The 20,286-nt window shown below is 60.2% G+C and carries 17 protein-coding genes (1 of these 17 running past the window's edge); 5 read left to right on the top strand and 12 right to left on the bottom strand.

Annotation, left to right across the window (positions count from 1 at the left end; translation table 11 throughout):
- Positions 1 to 352, bottom strand: the 5' portion of a protein-coding gene (locus LAN37_11100; protein MBZ5647753.1) for a hypothetical protein. 344 nt of this gene lie to the left of the window's left edge; the window shows 352 of its 696 coding nt (coding positions 1-352); the start codon lies at positions 350 to 352; the stop codon falls past the left edge of the window.
- Positions 349 to 1,101, bottom strand: coding sequence for a hypothetical protein (locus LAN37_11105; protein ID MBZ5647754.1), 753 nt, complete (start codon positions 1,099 to 1,101; stop codon positions 349 to 351). The genes LAN37_11100 and LAN37_11105 overlap by 4 nt, the downstream gene beginning before the upstream one ends.
- Before the next feature lie 457 nt (positions 1,102 to 1,558).
- Here LAN37_11105 and bfr point away from each other — a divergent pair, with 457 nt between their 5' ends.
- Together bfr and LAN37_11115 are read left to right on the top strand one after the other, a co-directional pair.
- Positions 1,559 to 2,035 (top strand): bacterioferritin, encoded by a 477-nt coding sequence (gene bfr, locus LAN37_11110; GenBank protein ID MBZ5647755.1) that lies wholly within the window; start codon positions 1,559 to 1,561, stop codon positions 2,033 to 2,035.
- A gap of 418 nt (positions 2,036 to 2,453) precedes the next feature.
- The gene (locus tag LAN37_11115) at positions 2,454 to 3,080 is read left to right on the top strand and encodes a PEP-CTERM sorting domain-containing protein (GenBank protein ID MBZ5647756.1); all 627 of its coding nucleotides are present in this window, start codon (positions 2,454 to 2,456) and stop codon (positions 3,078 to 3,080) included.
- A gap of 395 nt (positions 3,081 to 3,475) precedes the next feature.
- Here the strand turns inward: LAN37_11115 and LAN37_11120 are convergent, their stop codons facing one another.
- The 10 genes from LAN37_11120 to LAN37_11165 form a co-directional block, all read right to left on the bottom strand.
- A complete protein-coding gene (locus tag LAN37_11120; GenBank protein MBZ5647757.1) occupies positions 3,476 to 4,312 on the bottom strand; it encodes a transporter in 837 nt (278 codons plus the stop codon).
- Between the two features lie 31 nt (positions 4,313 to 4,343).
- Positions 4,344 to 4,760, bottom strand: coding sequence for a universal stress protein (locus LAN37_11125; GenBank protein ID MBZ5647758.1), 417 nt, complete (start codon positions 4,758 to 4,760; stop codon positions 4,344 to 4,346).
- Positions 4,761 to 4,788: 28 nt separating this feature from the next.
- Positions 4,789 to 6,171: an Nramp family divalent metal transporter gene (locus tag LAN37_11130; protein MBZ5647759.1), complete on the bottom strand. Its 1,383-nt coding sequence runs from the start codon at positions 6,169 to 6,171 to the stop codon at positions 4,789 to 4,791.
- Between the two features lie 58 nt (positions 6,172 to 6,229).
- Complete coding sequence (locus tag LAN37_11135) at positions 6,230 to 6,907, bottom strand: metal-dependent transcriptional regulator (protein ID MBZ5647760.1); 678 nt, start codon at positions 6,905 to 6,907, stop codon at positions 6,230 to 6,232.
- A 457-nt stretch (positions 6,908 to 7,364) separates the two neighbouring features.
- Positions 7,365 to 7,787, bottom strand: coding sequence for a hypothetical protein (locus tag LAN37_11140; GenBank protein MBZ5647761.1), 423 nt, complete (start codon positions 7,785 to 7,787; stop codon positions 7,365 to 7,367).
- Positions 7,780 to 8,517 carry an AAA family ATPase gene (locus LAN37_11145; protein ID MBZ5647762.1) on the bottom strand — a complete coding sequence of 246 codons (738 nt, stop codon included), beginning with the start codon at positions 8,515 to 8,517 and terminating at the stop codon, positions 7,780 to 7,782. Before LAN37_11145 ends, LAN37_11140 begins: the two co-directional genes overlap by 8 nt.
- Complete coding sequence (locus tag LAN37_11150; GenBank protein MBZ5647763.1) at positions 8,517 to 8,849, bottom strand: DUF190 domain-containing protein; 333 nt, start codon at positions 8,847 to 8,849, stop codon at positions 8,517 to 8,519. The genes LAN37_11145 and LAN37_11150 overlap by 1 nt, the downstream gene beginning before the upstream one ends.
- A 27-nt stretch (positions 8,850 to 8,876) precedes the next feature.
- Entirely contained in the window at positions 8,877 to 10,592 is a 1,716-nt protein-coding gene (locus LAN37_11155; GenBank protein ID MBZ5647764.1) for a dynamin family protein, read from the bottom strand.
- A gap of 257 nt (positions 10,593 to 10,849) precedes the next feature.
- Entirely contained in the window at positions 10,850 to 12,850 is a 2,001-nt protein-coding gene (locus LAN37_11160; GenBank protein MBZ5647765.1) for a GAF domain-containing protein, read from the bottom strand.
- Between the two features lie 142 nt (positions 12,851 to 12,992).
- Positions 12,993 to 13,457: a PaaI family thioesterase gene (locus LAN37_11165; protein MBZ5647766.1), complete on the bottom strand. Its 465-nt coding sequence runs from the start codon at positions 13,455 to 13,457 to the stop codon at positions 12,993 to 12,995.
- Between the two features lie 333 nt (positions 13,458 to 13,790).
- Here LAN37_11165 and LAN37_11170 point away from each other — a divergent pair, with 333 nt between their 5' ends.
- From LAN37_11170 to LAN37_11180, 3 genes are all read left to right on the top strand, one after another.
- The gene (locus tag LAN37_11170; GenBank protein MBZ5647767.1) at positions 13,791 to 15,788 is read left to right on the top strand and encodes a type I restriction-modification system subunit M; all 1,998 of its coding nucleotides are present in this window, start codon (positions 13,791 to 13,793) and stop codon (positions 15,786 to 15,788) included.
- 164 nt (positions 15,789 to 15,952) lie between these two features.
- The gene (locus LAN37_11175; GenBank protein ID MBZ5647768.1) at positions 15,953 to 17,173 is read left to right on the top strand and encodes a restriction endonuclease subunit S; all 1,221 of its coding nucleotides are present in this window, start codon (positions 15,953 to 15,955) and stop codon (positions 17,171 to 17,173) included.
- Positions 17,164 to 20,184: a DEAD/DEAH box helicase family protein gene (locus tag LAN37_11180; GenBank protein ID MBZ5647769.1), complete on the top strand. Its 3,021-nt coding sequence runs from the start codon at positions 17,164 to 17,166 to the stop codon at positions 20,182 to 20,184. Before LAN37_11175 ends, LAN37_11180 begins: the two co-directional genes overlap by 10 nt.
- Positions 20,185 to 20,286 lie beyond the last annotated feature (102 nt).

The raw sequence follows: 20,286 nt of genomic DNA on the forward strand, positions 1-20,286 counted from the left end.
GAACCAAAAACTCGGCCGCCGTGGCGCGGTACGGAGTATTGCCGTCATTGCGCACTGCGTGGACGACGGGCTTGCCCATCCGTGCTTCGCCTCGCTGGCGCTTCTCCTGGACAGTATCTTTCCCCGGCACCGTCGTGGTGACAGTCGCATCAGTCAATGAGACCGCCAGGTAATCGTGCTCATGCCGGTGGAGTTGGGTGGTTTGGTGCGGCGGGATCTCGACGCCGACGACCTGGACGTTCTCGTTGCGGAAGATCTGTTTGTGGAACGGCTCTTGTTCCGCCGCGACTGGGGCTTGGGCCGATGCCCCCGTCACCAGAACAAGGCAACACAGCAGAAGCTTTCTCATCATTTGAACTCCAGGATGACGAACTGTGCCGGTCGATCGCCGTTGTTGCTGACAGTATGCGGCCCCTCGGGCGGCAGCCAGACAATGTCCCCGGCTTTGTTCTTTACCGGCATTGCCTGTTCGCCGCGCGGCGTGTTCGTCAAGTCGAGATCGCTGACCGCGACCAGCAGCCGCGGCAGTTCGTCTTCATGTTCGGGAGTCTCGCCGCCTGGCTCCAGCCGGAGGCGGCTGGCCCGCACCGCATCGGTCTCGAGCACCGTCTCCTTCGTGAACTTCACGTCCGCCGAGGCCATTCCCGCGGGCCCGATGCTGATCGTGCCGCCCGTCACCGCCATCGACGCCGGACACGGATTCCCCGCGAACCCGCAGATCTCCTTCGTGCTCTTTTTCTTGATCTCCACCGTGACGTTGCGGAACGGCGCCGCGCCGCGGTTAATCACCACGTGCGCGAAAGCTCCTTTGACGAAGCGCGTGTCTCCGTCCGCCAGGCTCATCTCCGCCGGAGACTGTCCCTGCACCGCGCTGGTGATCTCGGCCGCGCCGATGCTCACGAAGACGTAGTCGCGGTCGTGCTCGTGCAGGCGGGTGGACGCGTGCGCCGCCGCCTCCACCTGGAACACGCTCGTGTACTCGTTCTCCAGCGCCAGGTGGTGCGACGGCTCCTGCGTCAGCGGCACAGGCGCTTCCGTGCTCTGCGCCCAGCAGGCCACCGCGCAGAATGCCGCCAGCAGGACCAGGGTTCCGGGTTGCATGCGGCGGATTGTAGGACTCCCGGCGTCCCTCCGGAAGAGCTTTTTCGCCTCCGCCTGCCGGACCGCAATCCCCGGCGCCAGTTCCCCCGCATCTCGATCAATGCTTTTCACCCGATGAGCTGTCGTTCTCTTCCTCTATCGAGCTGACCCCGCCTATGGGATCGGAGTTGCCAAAGGGCTCGCTTTGAACATCGAAGCAATCTCTTGCGAAGCGGCGGTGGCTCGCTGATTCGCGACAGGAGTGTAGATCGAAGATTTGCACGAATGGGCTCGAGCGGTGCAGACTCGATTGCGGGGCTGCAAGGTTCGAGCCCTTGTTCTATTGGGCAGGAGTAGTGCCGTAAGAAAAGAGCGGAGCATTTGCTCGGTAGGAGTCGTGGCGCAGACATCGACGTTCGAGCTTCCGTGATGCACCATGTCGCTGCTTCTCCGCAACACACAAGGAATGGAGGGAACCATGCGTGGCAATGAGAAGGTGATGGAGCAGTTGAATGCGGCTTTAAGTGCGGAGCTGACAGCCATCGTTCAATACATGGTCCAAGCGGAGATGTGCCACAACTGGGGGTACCAGCGCTTGGGCGGCCTCACAAAAAGACGTGCCATCGAGGAGATGAAACACGCCGAAGGACTCATCGAACGGATCCTGTTCTTGGACGGCACGCCCGCTGTGGATCTCGCGTTAGTTCCCAAGGTCGGCGCCAATGTGCAGCAGCAGCTTGAGACTGACCTGCGCGATGAGACTGACGCTGTGCGGCAGTACAACCAAGCTGTGAAAGTATGCAGCGACGCGGGGGACGCCGGGTCTCGCGAGCTGTTCGAGCACATGATTCAGGACGAAGAGCGGCACGCCGACTTCTTGGAGGCCCAACTGCATTCAATCGAGGAACTGGGGATCGCCAATTACCTCGCAGAGCAGCTCAAGGGCGACAAGTAGCCGGGAGGCGCGATGCCAAAAGGAATGGTTTCGGCTCAGTTTTCGATTTGCCGGCCAACCACCCAAATGGACGCGCGTGGGCCTTCGCGGGGGACAGTTCCTGGTCGGTGGTGAGAAGGGCCGTTCTCGGCAGTCCTCGTCCGCACCGTCGGACCTGGAGGACGATTCCAGAACACCTTCGTGTGGAATGCAGCTCAGGACCATGCCCGGGGAGCACAGCTCGTCTGGGCAAACCACCTCGGCTGTCCGGGCCAACCGCCGGGGGACGAGCAGGGAACACTCTTTTCTGCCAATGTGCAAGAAGTTGCAGCTTTTCAATCGACGTTCCGGTCGAAAGTCCTTATTTTTCAATGAGATCCGTTTGGCCGCTTGCGTGCCTATTAGATGATCGTTCAACCTTGAACCTTGGGGAGCGTATATGCGTCGACTGTTAACAGCGGCACTTGCGGTTCTACTCCTGTCGGTCGTCGCTTCGGCGAACGTCGTAACTCTGACCTTCGAGGGCTTGGCCGACGGCGCAACAATAGGCAACTGGTACAACGGCGGCGGGGGCGGGAACTTGGGCATCCAGTTCTCGGACAACTCACTGGCCCTCATCGCCATACCTGCTGGTAACGGCAACTTCGGCGGCGAGCCTTCGTGCTGCACGATAGCGTTCTTCCTTTCTGGCGGCGCGGATACGATGAACGTTCCGGCTGGCTTCGACACCGGTTTCTCGTTCTTCTACAGCGCCGTGAACAGCCCCGGCGTGGTGAACGTGTGGTCGGGTGTGGATGCGACCGGAAATCTGCTCGCGAGCATCTCGCTGCCGGTCACGCCGGACGCCTGCGGCGGCTACCCGCAGGATTTCTGCCCGTTCTTCCCGATCGGCGTCTCATTCTCGGGCACAGCGATGTCGGTGGACTTCGGCGGAACGGCGAACCAGATCGGGTTCGACAACATCACCCTCGGCTCCGACATTCCTGGCGTTCCGGAACCGGCTTCGATGGTCCTGCTGGGCACCGGCCTGCTGGGCATCGCGCGCAAGATCCGCCGCAAAGCTTAATCACTTCGTTCCGCGGGAACAGGCCCGAGCCTCAGGCTCGGGCCTAGTTTTTTCCCCCAGAGCGTTTGCTAGCGGGCCTTACGGATACGGCTCGATCTTCTACTTCTCGTACACCTTCGCCTCCATGAAGGTCTTGAACAGCTCGGGGCCGAGCTCGCCGTCCTTGATGACGACCGTCGGGTTCCCGGCGATCCGACAACCGCTCGAAATGGATGTTGCTCCGGCTGAAACGGAAGCCGCTCCACAAAATCAGCCCCTGGGTGCGGGAACTGTGCGGAAAGGAAATCTTTTCGGCTGAGTTTCCGAGTCGGCGACCATCCGGGAGTCAGCGCGTGGTGGCTCGAATCGAAATGCCGAGTGCGGCCACTTCTACGGGCAGCCGGTTCTTCAGGGAACTATCTAGAGTTTGCGCCGTTCCTCGCCGAGACCTTATGCGGCAGCAGGTAAGTGAATCCCAGAAACACTTCCCAACGTGTGGATGTACTCGTGAGTCCATGACTGACACCGCCATCGAGCACGAGGTTTTTCCGCATGTTGTAATTCAGCGCCCACAAGTTGCCGACGGCATTGCTTCGCAGAAGAGGCTGAGTGAAATGCCATATTTCTCCGGAGATACCGAATTTCTTCACGAGTGAATGCGAAACCGAGAGCGTCTGCCCGAACTGGGCGCGGTGAATCGCGTTGTCGATGACTTCGTTGAAGAGAAAATTGGTGTCGTAATGGAAGCCTTTTACGTCCGCGCTGGCAAGAAGGAGCATTGAGTTTCTGGCGCTGCCAAAATCGAGGTCGGGTGTGCCTCCACTGTACACTCGTCGGAAATAACTCAATGCAATTGTTGGCCGCGCGCCTTCTCCCTGATGGACAACTCCTTGCACTCCCAGCGCCACGTCTCCCGTCCCATTTGCAGTTTGGTTTTCAGCGCGGGAATGGGCAAACGGTCCTACCGCGGCTAACAATTCGATCCGGCGCGTTAAAGAAAACTTCACCACCTCATTGAGACTTGACTGGGAAGAGAATTCGGGAGAGTGCCACGCACCCAAGAACCCGGTTTCAAATTGAAAGTAGCCAACCGGAGTCAGGGTTGCGGGCGTGGACACAGTGGGTCTGGCGGGGTTGGCAGCGGGGTCCTCCCGCTGGCGCGCTTCCTCCGGGATTTTCGGCGTTCCGGCTTCCTGCTGTGCGCAGGCGGAGATCGCGACGGCTACCAACAATGACAGTGGTAGTACCGACAAGGGCCGAATCATCGTATTTTCGTCGCACGCTTCATTTCGCCCGAAGCAGAAGAACGGGCACGCTGACACTGTGCTGGACTCGGATGGCTGTGGTACCCAGGAAAATATCGGCAAGGAACCGGTGCCCATGTGTGCTCATCGCCACCAGGTCGCAACCCTTGTGCTGAATCCATTTGATGATTTCCTTGACCGGCTCGCCGTAGGCCAGCTCGGCCTCTGTGGGAATGCCCATGGCTTGAAACTCTGCCCGGATTGTTTCCAGGTAGGCAGTGTCTTCGGCGATTTCGGGACTGACCGCGTCCGGGCCGTAGGTCCTAGCTGCCCATCCATCGGCCACATGAAGCAACACCAAGCGGCTCTGCGCGAGCTTCGCGAGCTGTTTGACGTGTTCGATAATCGCCCGATCGCTGGACGTGCCGTCCAAAGTCACGAGAATCTTTTCATACATGGGCTGTTCCGTTTCTGTCGTACGGGAGTCACCCGCCGGTGATGACGTGCCAGGCAGCCTTGAGCGAGTCCGGCAGGCCATAAATGTCCATCGCGGTGATCAGAATTGCGCTGGTCCAACCGGAAATCAATAGAAACCAACCGTTCTTCCAAGCTCCCATCCGCTTGCCGGAGCTGGTGAAGTGCAGGAGCGGGAACATGGCGAAGGGGAGCTGCAGCGCCAGCACCACTTGACTGAGGGTCAGCAGGTCGGTAACGCTGCTGTCGCCGCGGAGGCCGATGATGAGGACCGCCGGCAGGATGGCCAGCGTGCGGGTGATGAGCCGCCGCAGCCACGGCTGGATGCGCCAATGCATGAAGCCTTCCATCACGACTTGCCCGGCGAGAGTGCCGGTGATGGTGCTGCTCTGGCCGCTCGCCAGAAGCGCCACCGCAAACAGTGTGCTGGCAGCGGTCGTCCCCAGCAACGGCGCCAGCGTCAGATACGCGACCCGGATCCAATCACTGTCGGCGCTGAACTTGACCACCTGGCCGCCGGCTACGGTCACGCTTTCCTTGCCGAAGAACACCGTTGCCGCCAGCACCAGGATCGCGGCATTGACGAAGAAGGCGATGGTCAGGGCCGCGATCGAGTCGATGGTGTTGAACTGGATCGCGCGACGAACAGACAGTTCGTCCTTCTGCAACTGGCGGCTCTGTACCAGCGCCGAGTGCAGGTACAGGTTGTGGGGCATCACGGTCGCGCCGATCATACCGATGGCGATATATAACATCCCGGAATGACGAAAGTGTGGCGACACCAGCGCCCGTCCCATCTCCAGAAAGTCGGGCTGGGTCTGCGGGAGAACGAAGATCTCGATGAAGTAGCACACGCCGATGGTCGCGATCAGCAGCAGGACTATGGCCTCGATGGTGCGCATCCCAAAACGTTGCAAGGCCAACAGTAGCAGCACGTCCAAGCCTGTGATGATGACCGCCCACGGCAGCGGGATGTGGAACAGCAGGTTGAGGGCCACGGCACTCCCCAGAACCTCCGCCAAGTCACAGGCGCCAATGGCCACTTCGCTCATCAGCCAATTGGGCCAGCGGGTCCACTTGGGGTACCAATCGCGGCAGCATTGGGCGAGATCCTTGCCCGTGACCACGCCCAATCGGGCGGAAATCACCTGCATGAAGATGGCCATCAGGCTGGCCAGGCCGACCACCCATATTAGCCCGTACTTGAACTGAGCGCCGCCTTGCAGGTCCGTCCCCCAGTTGCCGGGGTCCATGTAGCCGACGCTGACGAGGATCGCCGGCCCGACGAAAGCCCGCCACTGCTCCCAGAAGCCGGCCTGATGGTGCGGCACCTCGACGGTACTGTGCATCCCCTCCAAAGATGGGTGGTTGCCGTGTGGAACCTCCGTTGCCATCCGCCCCGCCCCCTCGCACCTTAGCGCCAGTACAGTATCACAAGTTAACTGCAGCTAACTAACGCTTCGATGCTGGAACCGGGGGAGGAGAAGACACCCAGATTTTCTCTGCTGCGGGGCCGCCCAGGACAATAGCGCCCGCGGACGTGCCGATCGAGAGGGTCTGGTCGTAGTTGCGCTCGCGCAGATACAGCTCGCTTCCAGGCCTGATGCCGCGTCGATCAAGCAACTCCCCCAGCTTCGAATCCCTCTCGTACACGCTGGCCACGGTGTAGCTCTGGCCAGGTTCCGCTTCCGACAGCAGCTTGTACCCACGCCTGCGCTTCTGGGCGGGGCTATCGACGATCGCGAAATTTCCGTGAGGACAAGCTCCGCCTCGCCCAAGTTTCTTGACCAACAACGACTCGAAATCCGCTGACACGGCGTGCTCCAGCCTTTCGGCTTCGTCATGGGTGCGGTACCACGGCATACCGAAGATCTCGGTCAGCATCCGTTCGATGAGGTGGTGTCGGACCGCGATACGCTTTGCGATCCGCCGTCCTTCATCGGTCAACCGCACCCGCCCGTCTTTGCGCACCTCTACCAGGCCATCACGCGTTAACCGGCGTAAAGCCATGGTGACCGCGGGCGCCGAAACCTTCAGCCAATTCGCCAGCGTCGCTGAGATAACGGCTTCGGCTTCGTTCTCCGCTTCGAAAATCGCTTTCAGATAGTCTTCTTTGGAAACCGTGATCATCGCGGGGCGCGATTATAGCTGGCCAGGCCTGCCCTTCATAATGCCGTCACTCAAACGCCTGCACCGCCTCTGCCCGGAAAGTCGGCTGCACGTGGAAGTGACCTCGTTCGCAGCCGATCGACGGCGTCTTTCGGGATTGTGCCTGGATCACGGCCCACTCGGAAGAAATATTGCCTTTCGGAAAGTGGCCAGGGGTGTGTGAAAACCCCGAGATTCCGAGCCGGTCGAAACTGCCGGCGGGTGCGTTCGAGTGCAAGGACTTCGGCAGGAGACATTCCGATCGTTTTCGGCACAGCGACATTACGCCACGGCGATGCTGATTCTACAAACAACCGTTCGAGAGACGGGGGCAGGGATCAGAGAGCAGGGTGAAAGCGGTACCCGATCGCTGATGGCTAGTACGTATCTGGCTCGATCTTCCACTTCTCGAATACCTTCGCCTCCTGCCGATCGCCGGCTATGGTTCAACGGCATGCCTGCACCTCTCCAGCAACTTAAGCATTTGGTCCACGTCACGGTCGAGCGATTCCGCTACCTCCGCAGGGACAGCCCCCATGCCTTTCATCTTGCGCGGGCGGCTGTCTTCCAGGATGGTCCATATCTGCGAGAGTTCCGCGACGATCGTTCTGCGCAGGTGTTTCCGGCGTTTGTCGAGTCCGTACGCACGGGCCACACTGGCGGTCAGCGTCTGAAGCTCTCGCAGCGTTTCCTTCAACTCCGTGCGTTCGCTCTGCGGGATGGACCGCTCCACCACGGTCATCGTGGTCGGAGAGGTGCGCTCGTCCAGCTGGTCCAGGATTCGCGCCACACCGGCATCTACCAAGGCCATAGCCACCGCCAGACGGCGCTTGTGGTTCTCGTTCAATCCGTTCTCAGGCATGCGCGTTCCACCGCAAGCGGAAGTCGATGTAGAGCGGCGTCACCTTGATGCGCTCCGCGGAGCGATACCTCGGGTCGCGGGCCATCTCGATGAGCGCGAGGATGGCCCCGGGATTTCCCTGACTGAGCTCGACCAGGCGTTCCAGGAACTCTGCCATGTTCAATGCTTGCAGCCCTGACTGCGCGGCGCCCTCACGCGCGAAGGCGAGAGCCGTCGCCGGGTCGAAATTCCGGATTTGCAGCCGGTCGGAGCGGTCTGGATACAGATTCAGCAGGAACCCGAGGTCCTCCATGTGGGCGGAGCGGGAGACGGCGACCACCGGAGTGGCAGCCGACTGGACCGCCTCCTTGATGGACGAGAACAAGGCCTGAGAGGCGCCTGCGGCGTGGTCCAGAACGACCACGTAGCTCGCGGCGCGCAGCGCATCGCGGACGATCCCCCGGATCGCCACCGAACTCTTGTGCTCAAGACCCTTCGCTCCTTTGCCCAGACCAGCCGCCGCGTACGGGTCGCCGGCCCTCACCAGAGCGCTTCCCAGCGCATGAAAAATGCCTTTGACGCTGGTGGAATCACCGCAATACAGCACCTGCGGGAACTCCGGCAGTAGGGTTTTCAGCAGCAGCGTCTTGCCCACCCCGGCCGGACCATGCAGGAGAAACGGCTGCCGCCGGGCCAGGCGGCGCCGGACCTCGCCGAGTTCCTCCTCGCGCGCAAACACCAGCTCTGGCATCAGTGAGAGTCCGGAAAAGCGCCGCCCAACCTGACCTCGACTTCCATGGTCGTAACCAGTCGGTTACCGATCATTTCGGCGATGCTGGGCATGATGCGCTCGACGTTTTCCTCCGATTCGACGAACTCGACCACCAGGGGAAGCAGACCCCCGGCGTCCACCAGCGAGGTTGTCGTGATCCCTGCCGCTTTCGTATACCCGGCGACGCCGCGCACCACCGTCGCTCCCGCAAGGCCCTGCTTGGCCAGCAACCGGAGCAGCGCCATGTGCAGAGGGTGGCCGTGCCACTCATCCGCCTCGTTGATGAAGATCGACACGCGTCTGGCTTTCATGGGCCGCTCCTTGACGCCGAGAAGTCGCTACTGCATCGAGACGTCCTCCGGACCGCGCAAGCTGCGAACTTCAGCCTCCAGCGCCGCAAGACGCTCCAACGCCGCCGTGACCGCCTGGGCTCCCGCTGCGTGCGCCTCGCGGGCATGCACGATGGCACGTTCCGCGATCGATCTGACATCGTGCAGCAGGCCCCGGATCTCGCTCTCCAGCTGCCGCCGGCTCTCCCGCATGCGCTCGTCAATGTCGTTCTGCACGCGAGAGCTGTTGATTTCCATGAGGTCCCCGACAAACCGCAAGGCGTCGCCCGCTATGCCTCCGTACGCGCGCATCAGCCCCAACGCCTGGTCCGCAACGTAGCGGAAGGGCGAGGCAGGCTGGGCGATCCTCACCAGTTCGTGAAAGTGGAAGCGCGAGCGCGTACGGAATCCGGGCTCAAGGTCGAGCGCTTCGGGCATCTCCGCCAGTTCGGGGACATCCGCTGCGGCCAGGCGGCGCAGGAAATCGTTGCCTAGCTGAACGAAGCGCTGCACACCCTGGCGATAGGCCTCCTCTGCGTGGACCTGCTCGCTTTCGAGCCACGGATTCAGCTGTCGCCGCGCGACGTCCTGGGCAGCCGACATGGCGTTCCTCCGAAACCCCGGCCCGCCACGGCGCGGGATCGCGTGCAGGACTCCGGACAACTCTTCCTGCGCCGGCGGGAGTGCGCGGCGGAGGAACATTTTCCGTCGCTCAATGAGCGATTGCGAAAGGCGCTGCTGCTCCGCCCCGAGGAGGGCCCCGAGCTCGCGGAGGGAGGTCTCGGCTTGGGCGAGTGTCTCGCGCAGAGCCGTGATGCGCCGCTCCGACTCTTCGTCCGGGCGAAGCATCGCTTCTGTCTCCTGGTGCAGGGTGGCGAGCAGTTCCTTGCTGATGCGGCGCACGCCGCGTTCCCCCGCAGCCTGCGTGATGCGCCCCGACCCCTCCGCCAGTTCTTCCAGGCTGCGGACGAAGTTTCCCCAATCCCGTTCCGGCCCCCGGCCCTCCAGGCGCTCCGCGGCGCTGATCTCGAAGATCGGGCCGATCGGTGTCTCCAGGTGCTCTGCCAGCATGCGGCGAGCAAACGTGCTAGCCGCCGATCGTTCTACTTCCGTCACGCGGTCGGCCTTGTTCAGCACCACCAGAATGTCGTTCAACACGGCCGCGACCGTCTTCACCAGCTCGAGTTCATCTCCCGCGAGCGGCGGGTCCGTACCGATCACCACTACCGCCGCGTCGATGTGCGGGATGAATTCGTGGGTCGCCGCCGTGTTGCCGGTGAACACCGAGCCCAGACCGGGAGTGTCCACCAGGCACATCCCCGTGGCCAGCAAAGGGCAGGGCAGGAAAATCTCCACCCCGCTCACTCCCTTTTCGTTGCCGGGATTCTTCTCTTCCGAGACGTATTGCTCCACTGTGTCGGGACCGATCTCCTGCCAGGCGCCGCTCTGAGTCCGGATGCGGGCGGCGCGCTGCGATCCGAACCGGATCACCGTTGGGATCGCCGTGACCGGGACGACTCCCGCCGGAAGAATGGGTTCGCCCACCAGAGCGTTGATCAGGGTGGATTTCCCGCGTTTGAACTGGCCGACAAAGGCCGCGTAGAACAGGCCTTCGGCCACGCGCTCGGCCCGGGCGCGGGCGTCGGCGGCAACGCGTTCCGCTCCCAGTTCCGCGGCGATCGCTCCTAGCCGGTCGAGAACGGAAGCTCGGTCAATCGCGATCACACCGCTGCGGCCTCCTCATTCACCAAGGACGCTTCTTCGTTCTAGCTCTGACGGGTGTTCCTGAGGTGGGATCGAAGCTGGTGCGGGGCGACCCCTACCTCAAAGTAGGAGTCATCTTCCCTGTTGAAGGGCGGTTAAGGGTGAACTCCAACACCCGAATGCTGCAGATTATCCGCACTCCGCCCCGGCTGCGTCAATGGTCGCAGCTCGACCGTTAAAGCCGATACTCCTGATGGCTGATCGCTGGCGGCTGAGGGCTAGTACGGGTACGGCTCGATCTTCCACTTCTCGAACACCTTCGCCTCCAGGAAGATCTTGAACAGCTCGGGGTCGAGCTCGCCGTCCTTCACCGCGAATCCCAGGATCTCGATGGCCCGCTCCTGGCTCACCGCCTTCTTATAAGGACGGTCGCTGGCCGACAGCGCGTCGAAGATGTCCGAGATGGTCATCATCCGCGTCTGCACCGGGATCTCCGGCGCCGACAGCTTGTAGGGATAGCCCTTCCCGTTCAGTTTCTCGTGGTGTCCGCGCGCGATCTCCGGGATCGCCCGTATCTCCCGTGTCCACGGGATCTGTTGCAGGAAGTTGAAGGTATGCACCACGTGCGACTCGATCTGCAGCCGCTCCGAGTCGTCCAGCGAGCCCTTGCGGATGGAGAGCAGCCGCACCTCGTCGGGCGTCAGCAGCACCCGCTCCTCGCCCGCGAAACTGACGAACTTCTCCGCCGAGATGCCCTGCAGCATGTCGAAGCTGCCTTCCGGCAGCACCGTCGGCTCGTTCGCCTTGCTGATGATCCCGAGATAGTCGTCGAGCAGCCGCAGTTGCCGCTCCAGCTCCGCGTCCAGTTCCGGCGTTCTCTTGGCGAACGACTCGCGCCCTTGCTCCAGCAGGTGCTCGAGCTTCGCCCGCAGGATCTCCACCTCGCGCGTGCGCTTGGCGAACTCGATGCGTTGCTGGATCAGGTCCATCTGCGCCGGATACAGCTTCTTGGCCTTGACCAGCACTTCCTCCCGCACCCCGACTTTTCCGAAGTCGTGCAGCAGCGAGGCGTAGCGGATCTCTTTCATCTCGCTGCGCGCGAACTTCAGGTCGGCGAACGGTCCCGCATCGCAGCGGTCCACCGATTCCGCCAGCGCCACCGTCAGGTTGGCCACCCGGAACGAATGGCCGCTGGTGGTGGGATCGCGCGCCTCGATCGCGATGACCGACGCCTTCACGAACCCTTCCAGCATCCGCTGGATGGCCTCATATAGCTGGCTGTTCTCGTAGGCCACCGCCGCCTGGCTGGCCAGCGACTCCACCAATTCCTGCTGCCGCTGCGTGTACGACACCACCTCCGTCTCCACCATCGCCGCGTCTTCCAGCTTGATGTCGTAATTCCGCTTCGCATTCAGCAGTTGCACCACCCCCACCACTTCCGCCTTCTGGTTGCGCATGGGGATGGCCAGGATGGACTTGGTGCGGTACCCCGAGCTCTCGTCGAAGCGCCGGCTGAAGGAGAAGGGTACGTCCTCCGGCAGCTCGTAGGCGTCGCCCAGCCGCAGGCCCTCGCCCGTCAGCGCCACGTATCCGGCGATGGATTTCTTGCTCAGCTCCATCGTCGTTTCCTTGAAGGGGAACGACCGCGAGTCGTTCTGCGCCAGCTTGAAGAGAAGATGCTTGCGCTGCTCCTTGCGCTCGTCCTTCACCTTCCCCGGCGGCAGCTTGCTTTCCTCGGCCTCCACCAGGTACAGCGAGCCCGCGTCGCTCTGGGTGATCTCGCGGCACTTGGTCAGGATCATGTCCAGCAGCCGCTCCGTGTCGTGCTCCGCCGACAGCGCCGCCCCGATCTTGTTCAGCTCCGAGATCTCGCGCGTCGCACCCGCCAGTTGCTCCCCCACCTGACGCCGCGTCGCGTGCAGGTGGATGTGGTCCACCGCGTTATCCACCATCCGTTCCATCAGATCGTTGGGGGTGTTGGGAGGCAGGTAGGCGTACACCACCGAGTCCAGCCGCGGGTCCTGGAAGCGTTCGTCGGTCAGCGCGATCACCCGCACGCTGGGGTCGCGCAGCTTTTCGTAGTTTTCCCGCACCAGCCGTTCCGACGACGTGACCACCACCTTTTCCGCCGCCTTGATGTCGAGCTTCGTCCACGCCATCCGCCGGTATCGCTGCGTGCCCCGCATCACCTCCCGGCACACCACGTCCCCGTCGAAATACACCACGACGGGGAGTACGTGGACACTACCGTGCGTCGCGGGTCGTGCCGGTGCGCTCATATTTAGCTCAGGCGGGGAATAGGTGCTCTGGCGGCAAACTATACCAGTAGTCCGTCTCTAGTGACTAGATATTCAGCGGTGTTTGCGTGGGTGCCCCACCCAAGCCCGGCTTTGGCTTGGGTGGGCGTGGCAACTGAGCCTCTCACCACCGGTGGAACGCCGGATGCCCCTCTTTCACCGCCACGAATTTCCCTCGGCAGGTCGCGCACACCTGTCCGCCCGCCCGCAGCTCGGCTTCGATGACGGCGCGGTCGTCCTTGATCTCCGCCACCCGCGCCACCAGCCGCAACGGCCCGGCCTCGGTCGGCGTCGGACGCAGCAGCTTGATGGCATACTCCGCCGTCACCGTACAGGGCGGATGCTCCGCCCCCTGCCGCTTCATCAGGTGATACGCCGCCGTCCAGTTGGAATGGCAGTCCAGCAGCGCCCCGATGATCCCGCCGTTCAGCGCCCCGTGGTACGCCTGGTGATGCGGCTGCGGCTGCCACTCCGCCACCACCTCGTCCCCTTCGACGAAGCTCTGGATGTGCAGCCCCTGCGGGTTCGCCGGCCCGCATCCGAAGCAGATGTTCGCCGGCGCGTACGTCTCTTGCAGACTCTTGCTCATGAGAAGACGTGATGATATCTCACGCTTCGCCTCTGCGTTCCGGAAAGCATCTTCCGAGGGTTGCTGCCTCCCGCGCTAAGGTGCTCCCCACTTCCAGCCCAGCCGCTCGTCGTGGGCTCCGGTGCCGGTTCTTAACGGCGGCGAGCAGCCCTGATTCCTCATTCGACATATTGACGTACTATGCACCGCCTAAGCCGCTGTAGAATCGGCAGTTCCCCTGACCAGCTACTCTCGGTGAGCAGTTCTGAAATCGGAACAAAACCGTCCACTGCGGGCTGAGTGCCAGCGGTCCAGCTACTCTGGGCTGCTTTTCGGTGTCCGAGGGCTACGTGCATGAACGGATTCACTGACAAGGTTGCATTCATCTGGAGCGTTGCTGACCTGCTGCGCGGCCCTTACAAGCCACACCAGTACGGCAGGGTGATTTTGCCCCTGACGGTACTCAGGCGTCTCGACTGCGTTCTTGAGCCGACCAAGCAGAAGGTGCTCGACAGGCACGCCGTTCTGAAGAGTGGCCCGGTAAAGGATTTCGAGCCGATTCTGAACCGCGTAGCTGGACATGCGTTCCACAACATCAGCAAGATGGACTTCCAGAAGCTGAAGGGCGATCCCGACAAGATCGCTCCGAACCTCGACAAGTACATTAAAAGCTTTTCGTCTAAGGCGCGGCAGATTTTCGAGTTCTTCGAGTTCGACAAGGAGATCGCCAAGCTCGACGAGTCCGACCGTCTGTACCAAGTGGTCAAGAAATTTGCTGATATAGACCTGCACCCCGACAAAGTTCCGAATCATGAGATGGGCCTCATCTTCGAGGACTTGATCCGGCGCTTCAATGAATCCTCGAACGAGACGGCGGGAGATCACTTCACCCCACGCGAAGTCATCCGTCTGATGGTGAACCTGCTGTTCGAGCCGGACGGGGCGGTCTTACGGAAGGCGGGCATTGTCCGCACGCTTTACGATCCGGCTTGTGGAACGGGCGGAATGTTGTCAGTTTCGGAGGAATATCTCCGCGACCTGAACCCACAAGCGCAGCTTGAGGTCTTCGGGCAGGACTACAACAACGAGGCTTTCGCCATCTGCTGCTCGGACATGATGATCAAGGGGCAGAACCCGGAGAACATCAAATTCGGCGACAGCTTCACGAAGGACGGGTTACCCGGCATGAAGTTCGATTACCTGCTGGCAAACCCACCCTTCGGCGTCGAGTGGAAGCCACAGGCCGACGCCATTGAGAAGGAGCACGAAGAGAAGGGATTCGAGGGCCGCTTCGGGGCAGGTCTGCCGCGCATCAATGACGGATCATTCTTGTTTATTCAGCACATGATCTCGAAGACGAAGCCGAGCGGCTCACGGCTGGCGATTGTGTTCAACGGCTCACCCCTATTCACAGGTGACGCCGGATCGGGCGAGAGCGACATCCGCAAGTGGATCATCGAGAACGACTGGCTCGAAGCGATTGTCGCGCTACCCGACCAGATGTTCTACAACACCGGCATTTCGACTTACATCTGGATTTTGACGAACCGCAAGCGCCCCGAGAGGCGCGGCAAGGTTCAACTGATCAATGCCGTGGATCTGTTCCAGAAGATGCGACGTAGCTTGGGCAACAAGAGGAACGAGCTTTCCGACGCGCACATTGCCGACATCACCCGCATTTATGGGGAATTCAAGGAATCGGAGCAGTCGAAGATATTTGACAACGACGACTTCGGATACCGGCAGATTACGGTCGAGCGCCCACTCCGCCTGCGCTTTCAGGTGACGCAGGAACGGATCGAGTGGCTGAAGGAACAGACCGCGTTCCAGAACCTCGCCAGGAGCAGGAAAAAGGGAAAAGAGGGCCAGCGAGAAATCGAGGCTGGCGAGGCATTACAGGCCGAGATCATCGCCATGCTGAAGGGAATGAACCAAGCCGTGGTGGACAAGAGCCGCCCTGCTTTCGAGAAACGGCTGACACGCGCAGCACAGTCTGCGGACATCAGGCTCTCGGCTGCGCTGCAAAAGGCAATCCTGACAGCGATGTCTGAGCGCAACGACGAGGCCCAGATTTGTGTCGATGCAGATGGCAACCCGGAGCCGGATTCCGAATTGCGTGATTACGAGAACGTGCCGCTGAAGGAAAACATCCACCTGTACTTCAACAAAGAGGTTAAGCCCCACGTTAGGGACGCTTGGATAGAAGAGAGCAAAACAAGGATCGGTTACGAGATTCCGTTCACTCGGCACTTCTACAAGTACACGCCGCCACGCCCGCTGGAAGAGATTCGGGCAGAAATCAAGCGTGTCGAGCATGAGCTTGTAAAGGCGCTGGCTGAGGTGATGGGATGAAGGAGCACCCGCCGGTTCCAGCAAGAAGCACACGATACGAGTGGCTTCCAACAGTACCTAAGCACTGGGATGTAAACCGTATTAGGTACACCACGTATGTTAAGGGCCGGATAGGGTGGCAAGGGCTGCGATCAGATGAGTTCGTCGATGCGGGGCCTTACCTCGTGACTGGCACGGATTTCCGCGATGGGCAGATTGATTGGAGCAACTGCTATCACATCTCCGAGCAGCGGTTCCACGAAGATCCCTACATTCACCTTCGGGAAGGCGACCTGCTTATCACGAAGGACGGCACCATCGGGAAGGTCGCTGTGGTGACAGAGATGCGAGGACCGGCATCTTTGAACAGTGGCGTGTTCGTGACGAGGCCATTAGCGTCCGACTACATCACGCGGTTCATGTACTGGGTCCTTTGTTCGCAGGTGTTCTCTGAGTTCATCGAAGTGCGCAAGACTGGAACGACGATCTCGCACCTCTATCAAAACGTCTTCGATGATTTTGCCTACCCTGTACCTCCCATCGAGGAGCAGATTGCCATCGCCGCCTTCCTCGATCGCGAAACGGCTCGAATAGACCGCTTAATCGAACAGAAGGCGATGCTTTCGGAGAACTTGAAGAAAAGGCTGGATGCATTCGTATTCCACGCGGTGACAGGTTCACTGGGTAATGCGGACAAACGGAAACCATCTGGCTTGGAACTCTGTCCGCTTGTCCCGGCAGATTGGAAAGCCGAGCGACTGAAATGGTGGGTAAGTTTGTTCAGTGGCTTTGCCTTCACTGGGGAGCACTTTCGGAAGTCAGAGGACGAATGGCCGGTGCTGGTGACGCCTGGTAATTTTCACCCCGATGGCGGCCTTTACTTCGATAGCGGTAACCGTACCGTCTATGACTCTGCCGAGGTTCCGAAGGACTACACGCTGCGTCCTCGCGATTTGGTCGTGGTCATGACCGACCTGTCATACAAACGGCTCATTCTCAGCCGAGCCGAGTTTGTCCCTGAAGGCGAGTACCTACTCAATCAGCGAATTGCTCGCGTGGATGTACACCCTGGAAAAAGGCACGAGTTATTGCCGGAGTACCTCCGACTGGGAATCAACACAGTGGTCAGGGAGCAAGTGCTTCCGACCACAAACGGTGCGACCGTCTTCCACACTTCAGCCGCCAAGATTCTCAATTGTGTGGTGTTCATTCCGCCCTATGAGGAACAGCATAGAATCGTGGATTCCGTCAACACTGAGCATCATAGGATGCAGGGATTACGAGACGATATTGCATCGGCTATTCGGAATCTGACTGAGTACCGAAGTGCTCTCATCACTGCCGCCGTGTCTGGCCAACTCGATGTCTGCAACTACAGGGTGCATGAGGCAGCGTCATGCCCGTAGACCACCGCGAAAAGGCGTTCGAGAGCGCCATCGAGCACCACCTGATCACGAAAGCCGGGTACTCCAAGACCGAGCAGGCGCACTTCGTCCAGGAGCGGGCTCTCGACACGACGCAACTCATCCCCTTCATCCAGGAGACACAGAGGGAAACTTGGGATGCGCTGGTGAAGCTGCACGGCAAAGGGACCGAGACGGTCATACTCGACGATCTTTGCACAGCTATGGACTCACGGGGCAGTCTCGACGTGCTGCGGCACGGATTCAAGTGCTACGGCAAGATCATCCGCATTGCGTATTTCGCCCCTGCGCATGGCATGAACCCCGAGACGCAGAAGCTGTACGCGGCCAACCGCCTGACCGTCACGCGCCAACTTCTGTTCAAGCCGACCAGCAGCAAGTCGCTCGACGTTGTTCTCAGCCTCAATGGGATTCCGGTCGCAACCGCCGAACTGAAGAACCCGATGACGGGGCAAACCGTCGAGAACGCCAAATACCAGTACCGGAATGACCGCGATCCGAACGAGCTGATATTCCAGTTCAAGAAGCGCACGCTGGTGCATTTCGCCGTTGATCCCGACGAGGTTTACATGACTACACGCCTCACCGGGAAGAGCACTCATTTCCTGCCGTTCAACAAAGGCAATGGCACAGGCGCGGGCAATCCTGACAACCCGAACGGCTACAAGACAGCGTATCTGTGGGAAGAGGTGTTGCAGCGGGACAGTTTTCTCGACATCCTGCACCGCTTCATTCACCTGGAGATCGACGAGCGCGAGATTCGCGGCAAGCTGGTGCAGAGAGAAAACCTGATCTTTCCGCGCTATCACCAGCTAGACGCCGTGCGGAAGCTGGAAGTCGCTGCGAAGGCAGACGGCCCTGGGCACAACTACCTAGTGATGCACTCGGCGGGCAGCGGCAAGAGCAACTCGATCGCATGGCTGGCGCACAGACTGGCGAGTCTGCACGGGGCGGACGACCAGCGGGTATTCGATTCGGTCGTAGTCGTGACCGACCGCCTCGTGCTCGACCAGCAATTGCAAAACACGATTTATCAGTTTGAGCACAAATCCGGTGTGGTCGTAAAGATTGACGAGGATTCCACACAGCTTGCCGAAGCACTGAAGAACGCGACACCGATCATCATAACTACGTTACAGAAGTTTCCATTCGTAACAGAGAAGATTGGTGTACTCCCGACGCGCAAGTACGCCGTCATCGTAGATGAGGCGCACAGTTCGCAATCAGGCGAGGCGGCGGCAGAATTGCGAGGAACTCTGGCGTCAGAGGCGATCCAGCAGCAGGCCAGGCAAGCGGCGGAAGAGCGTGGTCTGCCAGATTATGAAGAAGAGATTCTCAAGGCGGTTGCCCGGCGGGGACACCAGCCGAACCTCAGCTTCTTCGCGTTCACGGCGACTCCGAAGCACAAGACACTTGCCACGTTTGGCAGGCCGGGTCTGGACGGCAAGCCTGAGCCGTTCCACCTTTACAGCATGAGACAGGCCATTGAGGAACGCTTCATCCTCGACGTGCTGAAGAATTACACGACGTACAAGACATATTTTGGGTTAATCAAGTCCATCAAAGACGATCCCAAGCTGGACAAGCGCAAGGCAGCACGCGCTCTGGCCCGCTTCGTCAGCTTCCATCCGTACAACATCGCGCAGAAGACGGAAGTGATGATCGAGCACTTCCGCACCTTCACAAAGCACAAGATCGGCGGCAAAGCGAAAGCGATGGTCGTGACCAATTCCCGTGAGGCAGCGGTTCGCTACAAACTAGAGTTCGACCGCTACATCAGCGAGAAGGGATACACGGACATCAAAACGCTAGTTGCGTTCTCAGGCAGGGTGGTGCTCGACATCGGTGAGTTCACGGAAGTCAGCATGAACAACGGCATCCGTGAGAAAGAACTGCCGGAGAGGTTCACGACCGACGAGTACCAGGTGCTGATCGTCGCCGAGAAGTATCAGACGGGCTTCGATCAGCCGCTGCTTCACACAATGTACGTCGATAAGCGTCTTGCGGACGTGCAGGCGGTGCAGACCCTCTCGCGCCTGAACCGCATCCACCCGCTCAAAGAGGATACCTTCGTTCTCGATTTCGTCAACGAGCGGCAGGAGATTCTTGATGCTTTCAAGCCGTACTACGAGGTTGCGGCGATAGATGAGATGGCGCAGCCGAGCCAACTTTACGAGTTACAGCACAAGCTAGCAGCCGAACAGGTGTACTACGAGAACGAGGTCGAGGCGTTCTGCAAGGTATTCTTCAAGCCGAAGGAGAACCAGACGCCAAGCGACCATGCCCAACTGAACGCATCACTTGATCCGGCTGTTCGTCGTTTCACCGACTTGGATGAAGTGAAGCAAGAGGAGTTCAAGGGGCTGCTAGTCGCTTTTCGCAACCTGTACTCGTTTCTTGCGCAGATCATTCCGTTCCAAGACACCGACTTGGAAAAGCTGTACACGTTCATCCGGTTCCTAGTTGCGAAGCTGCCAAAGGGCCTGCGCGACCGGCTGGAACTCGATGATGAGGTTCGGCTCAAGTACTACCGCTTACAGAAGATCAGCGAAGGCTCGATTGTGCTCGAACCCGGCGAACGCGGAGTTGTGAGCGGCCCCACCGCAGTAGGCACTGGTGCTCGGCACGATGAGAAGGTGGAACTCTCCCGGCTGATCGACATCGTAAATGAGCGATTCGGTACTAACTTCACTCCCGCCGATGAACTTTTCTTCAACCAAATCCGTGAGGAAGCGGTCGCAGACTCTTCGCTACAGCAGGCCGCATTGGCGAATACGATGGACAACTTCAAGTTCGTGTTCGACAAGGCTCTGGAAGGGCTGTTCATCGACCGAATGGAGCAGAACGAAGAAATTTTCGCCCGGTACATGAACGACAAGGATTTTCAAAAGCTGGTCGCCAACGTGCTCCTGCGCCAGGTCTACAGTCAAATTCACGCCGAGAACGAACAGAAAGCATCGGGTGCGACAACATCGCCGAGTATGAATCGATAAAAGCACTTAAGAAATGACAGTGACATGGCCGACAGTACGCTCTGCCTATCTGCCGCAACCCACAAATTCTGGACAAAGAGATGGCTCTCCTGCTGTCTGCGA

It is taken from the genome of Terriglobia bacterium (assembly GCA_020073495.1).
Lineage (GTDB): Bacteria > Acidobacteriota > Terriglobia > Terriglobales > Acidobacteriaceae > JAIQFD01.

Bases quoted from the DNA above. Each gene is read 5' to 3' on its own strand.
- LAN37_11105 (MBZ5647754.1), bottom strand. From the start codon at position 1,101: ATGCAACCCGGAACCCTGGTCCTGCTGGCGGCATTCTGCGCGGTGGCC.
- bfr (MBZ5647755.1), top strand. From the start codon at position 1,559: ATGCGTGGCAATGAGAAGGTGATGGAGCAGTTGAATGCGGCTTTAAGT.
- LAN37_11115 (MBZ5647756.1), top strand. From the start codon at position 2,454: ATGCGTCGACTGTTAACAGCGGCACTTGCGGTTCTACTCCTGTCGGTC.
- LAN37_11125 (MBZ5647758.1), bottom strand. From the start codon at position 4,760: ATGTATGAAAAGATTCTCGTGACTTTGGACGGCACGTCCAGCGATCGG.
- LAN37_11130 (MBZ5647759.1), bottom strand. From the start codon at position 6,171: ATGGCAACGGAGGTTCCACACGGCAACCACCCATCTTTGGAGGGGATG.
- LAN37_11135 (MBZ5647760.1), bottom strand. From the start codon at position 6,907: ATGATCACGGTTTCCAAAGAAGACTATCTGAAAGCGATTTTCGAAGCG.
- LAN37_11140 (MBZ5647761.1), bottom strand. From the start codon at position 7,787: ATGCCTGAGAACGGATTGAACGAGAACCACAAGCGCCGTCTGGCGGTG.
- LAN37_11145 (MBZ5647762.1), bottom strand. From the start codon at position 8,517: ATGCCAGAGCTGGTGTTTGCGCGCGAGGAGGAACTCGGCGAGGTCCGG.
- LAN37_11150 (MBZ5647763.1), bottom strand. From the start codon at position 8,849: ATGAAAGCCAGACGCGTGTCGATCTTCATCAACGAGGCGGATGAGTGG.
- LAN37_11160 (MBZ5647765.1), bottom strand. From the start codon at position 12,850: ATGAGCGCACCGGCACGACCCGCGACGCACGGTAGTGTCCACGTACTC.
- LAN37_11165 (MBZ5647766.1), bottom strand. From the start codon at position 13,457: ATGAGCAAGAGTCTGCAAGAGACGTACGCGCCGGCGAACATCTGCTTC.
- LAN37_11170 (MBZ5647767.1), top strand. From the start codon at position 13,791: ATGAACGGATTCACTGACAAGGTTGCATTCATCTGGAGCGTTGCTGAC.
- LAN37_11180 (MBZ5647769.1), top strand. From the start codon at position 17,164: ATGCCCGTAGACCACCGCGAAAAGGCGTTCGAGAGCGCCATCGAGCAC.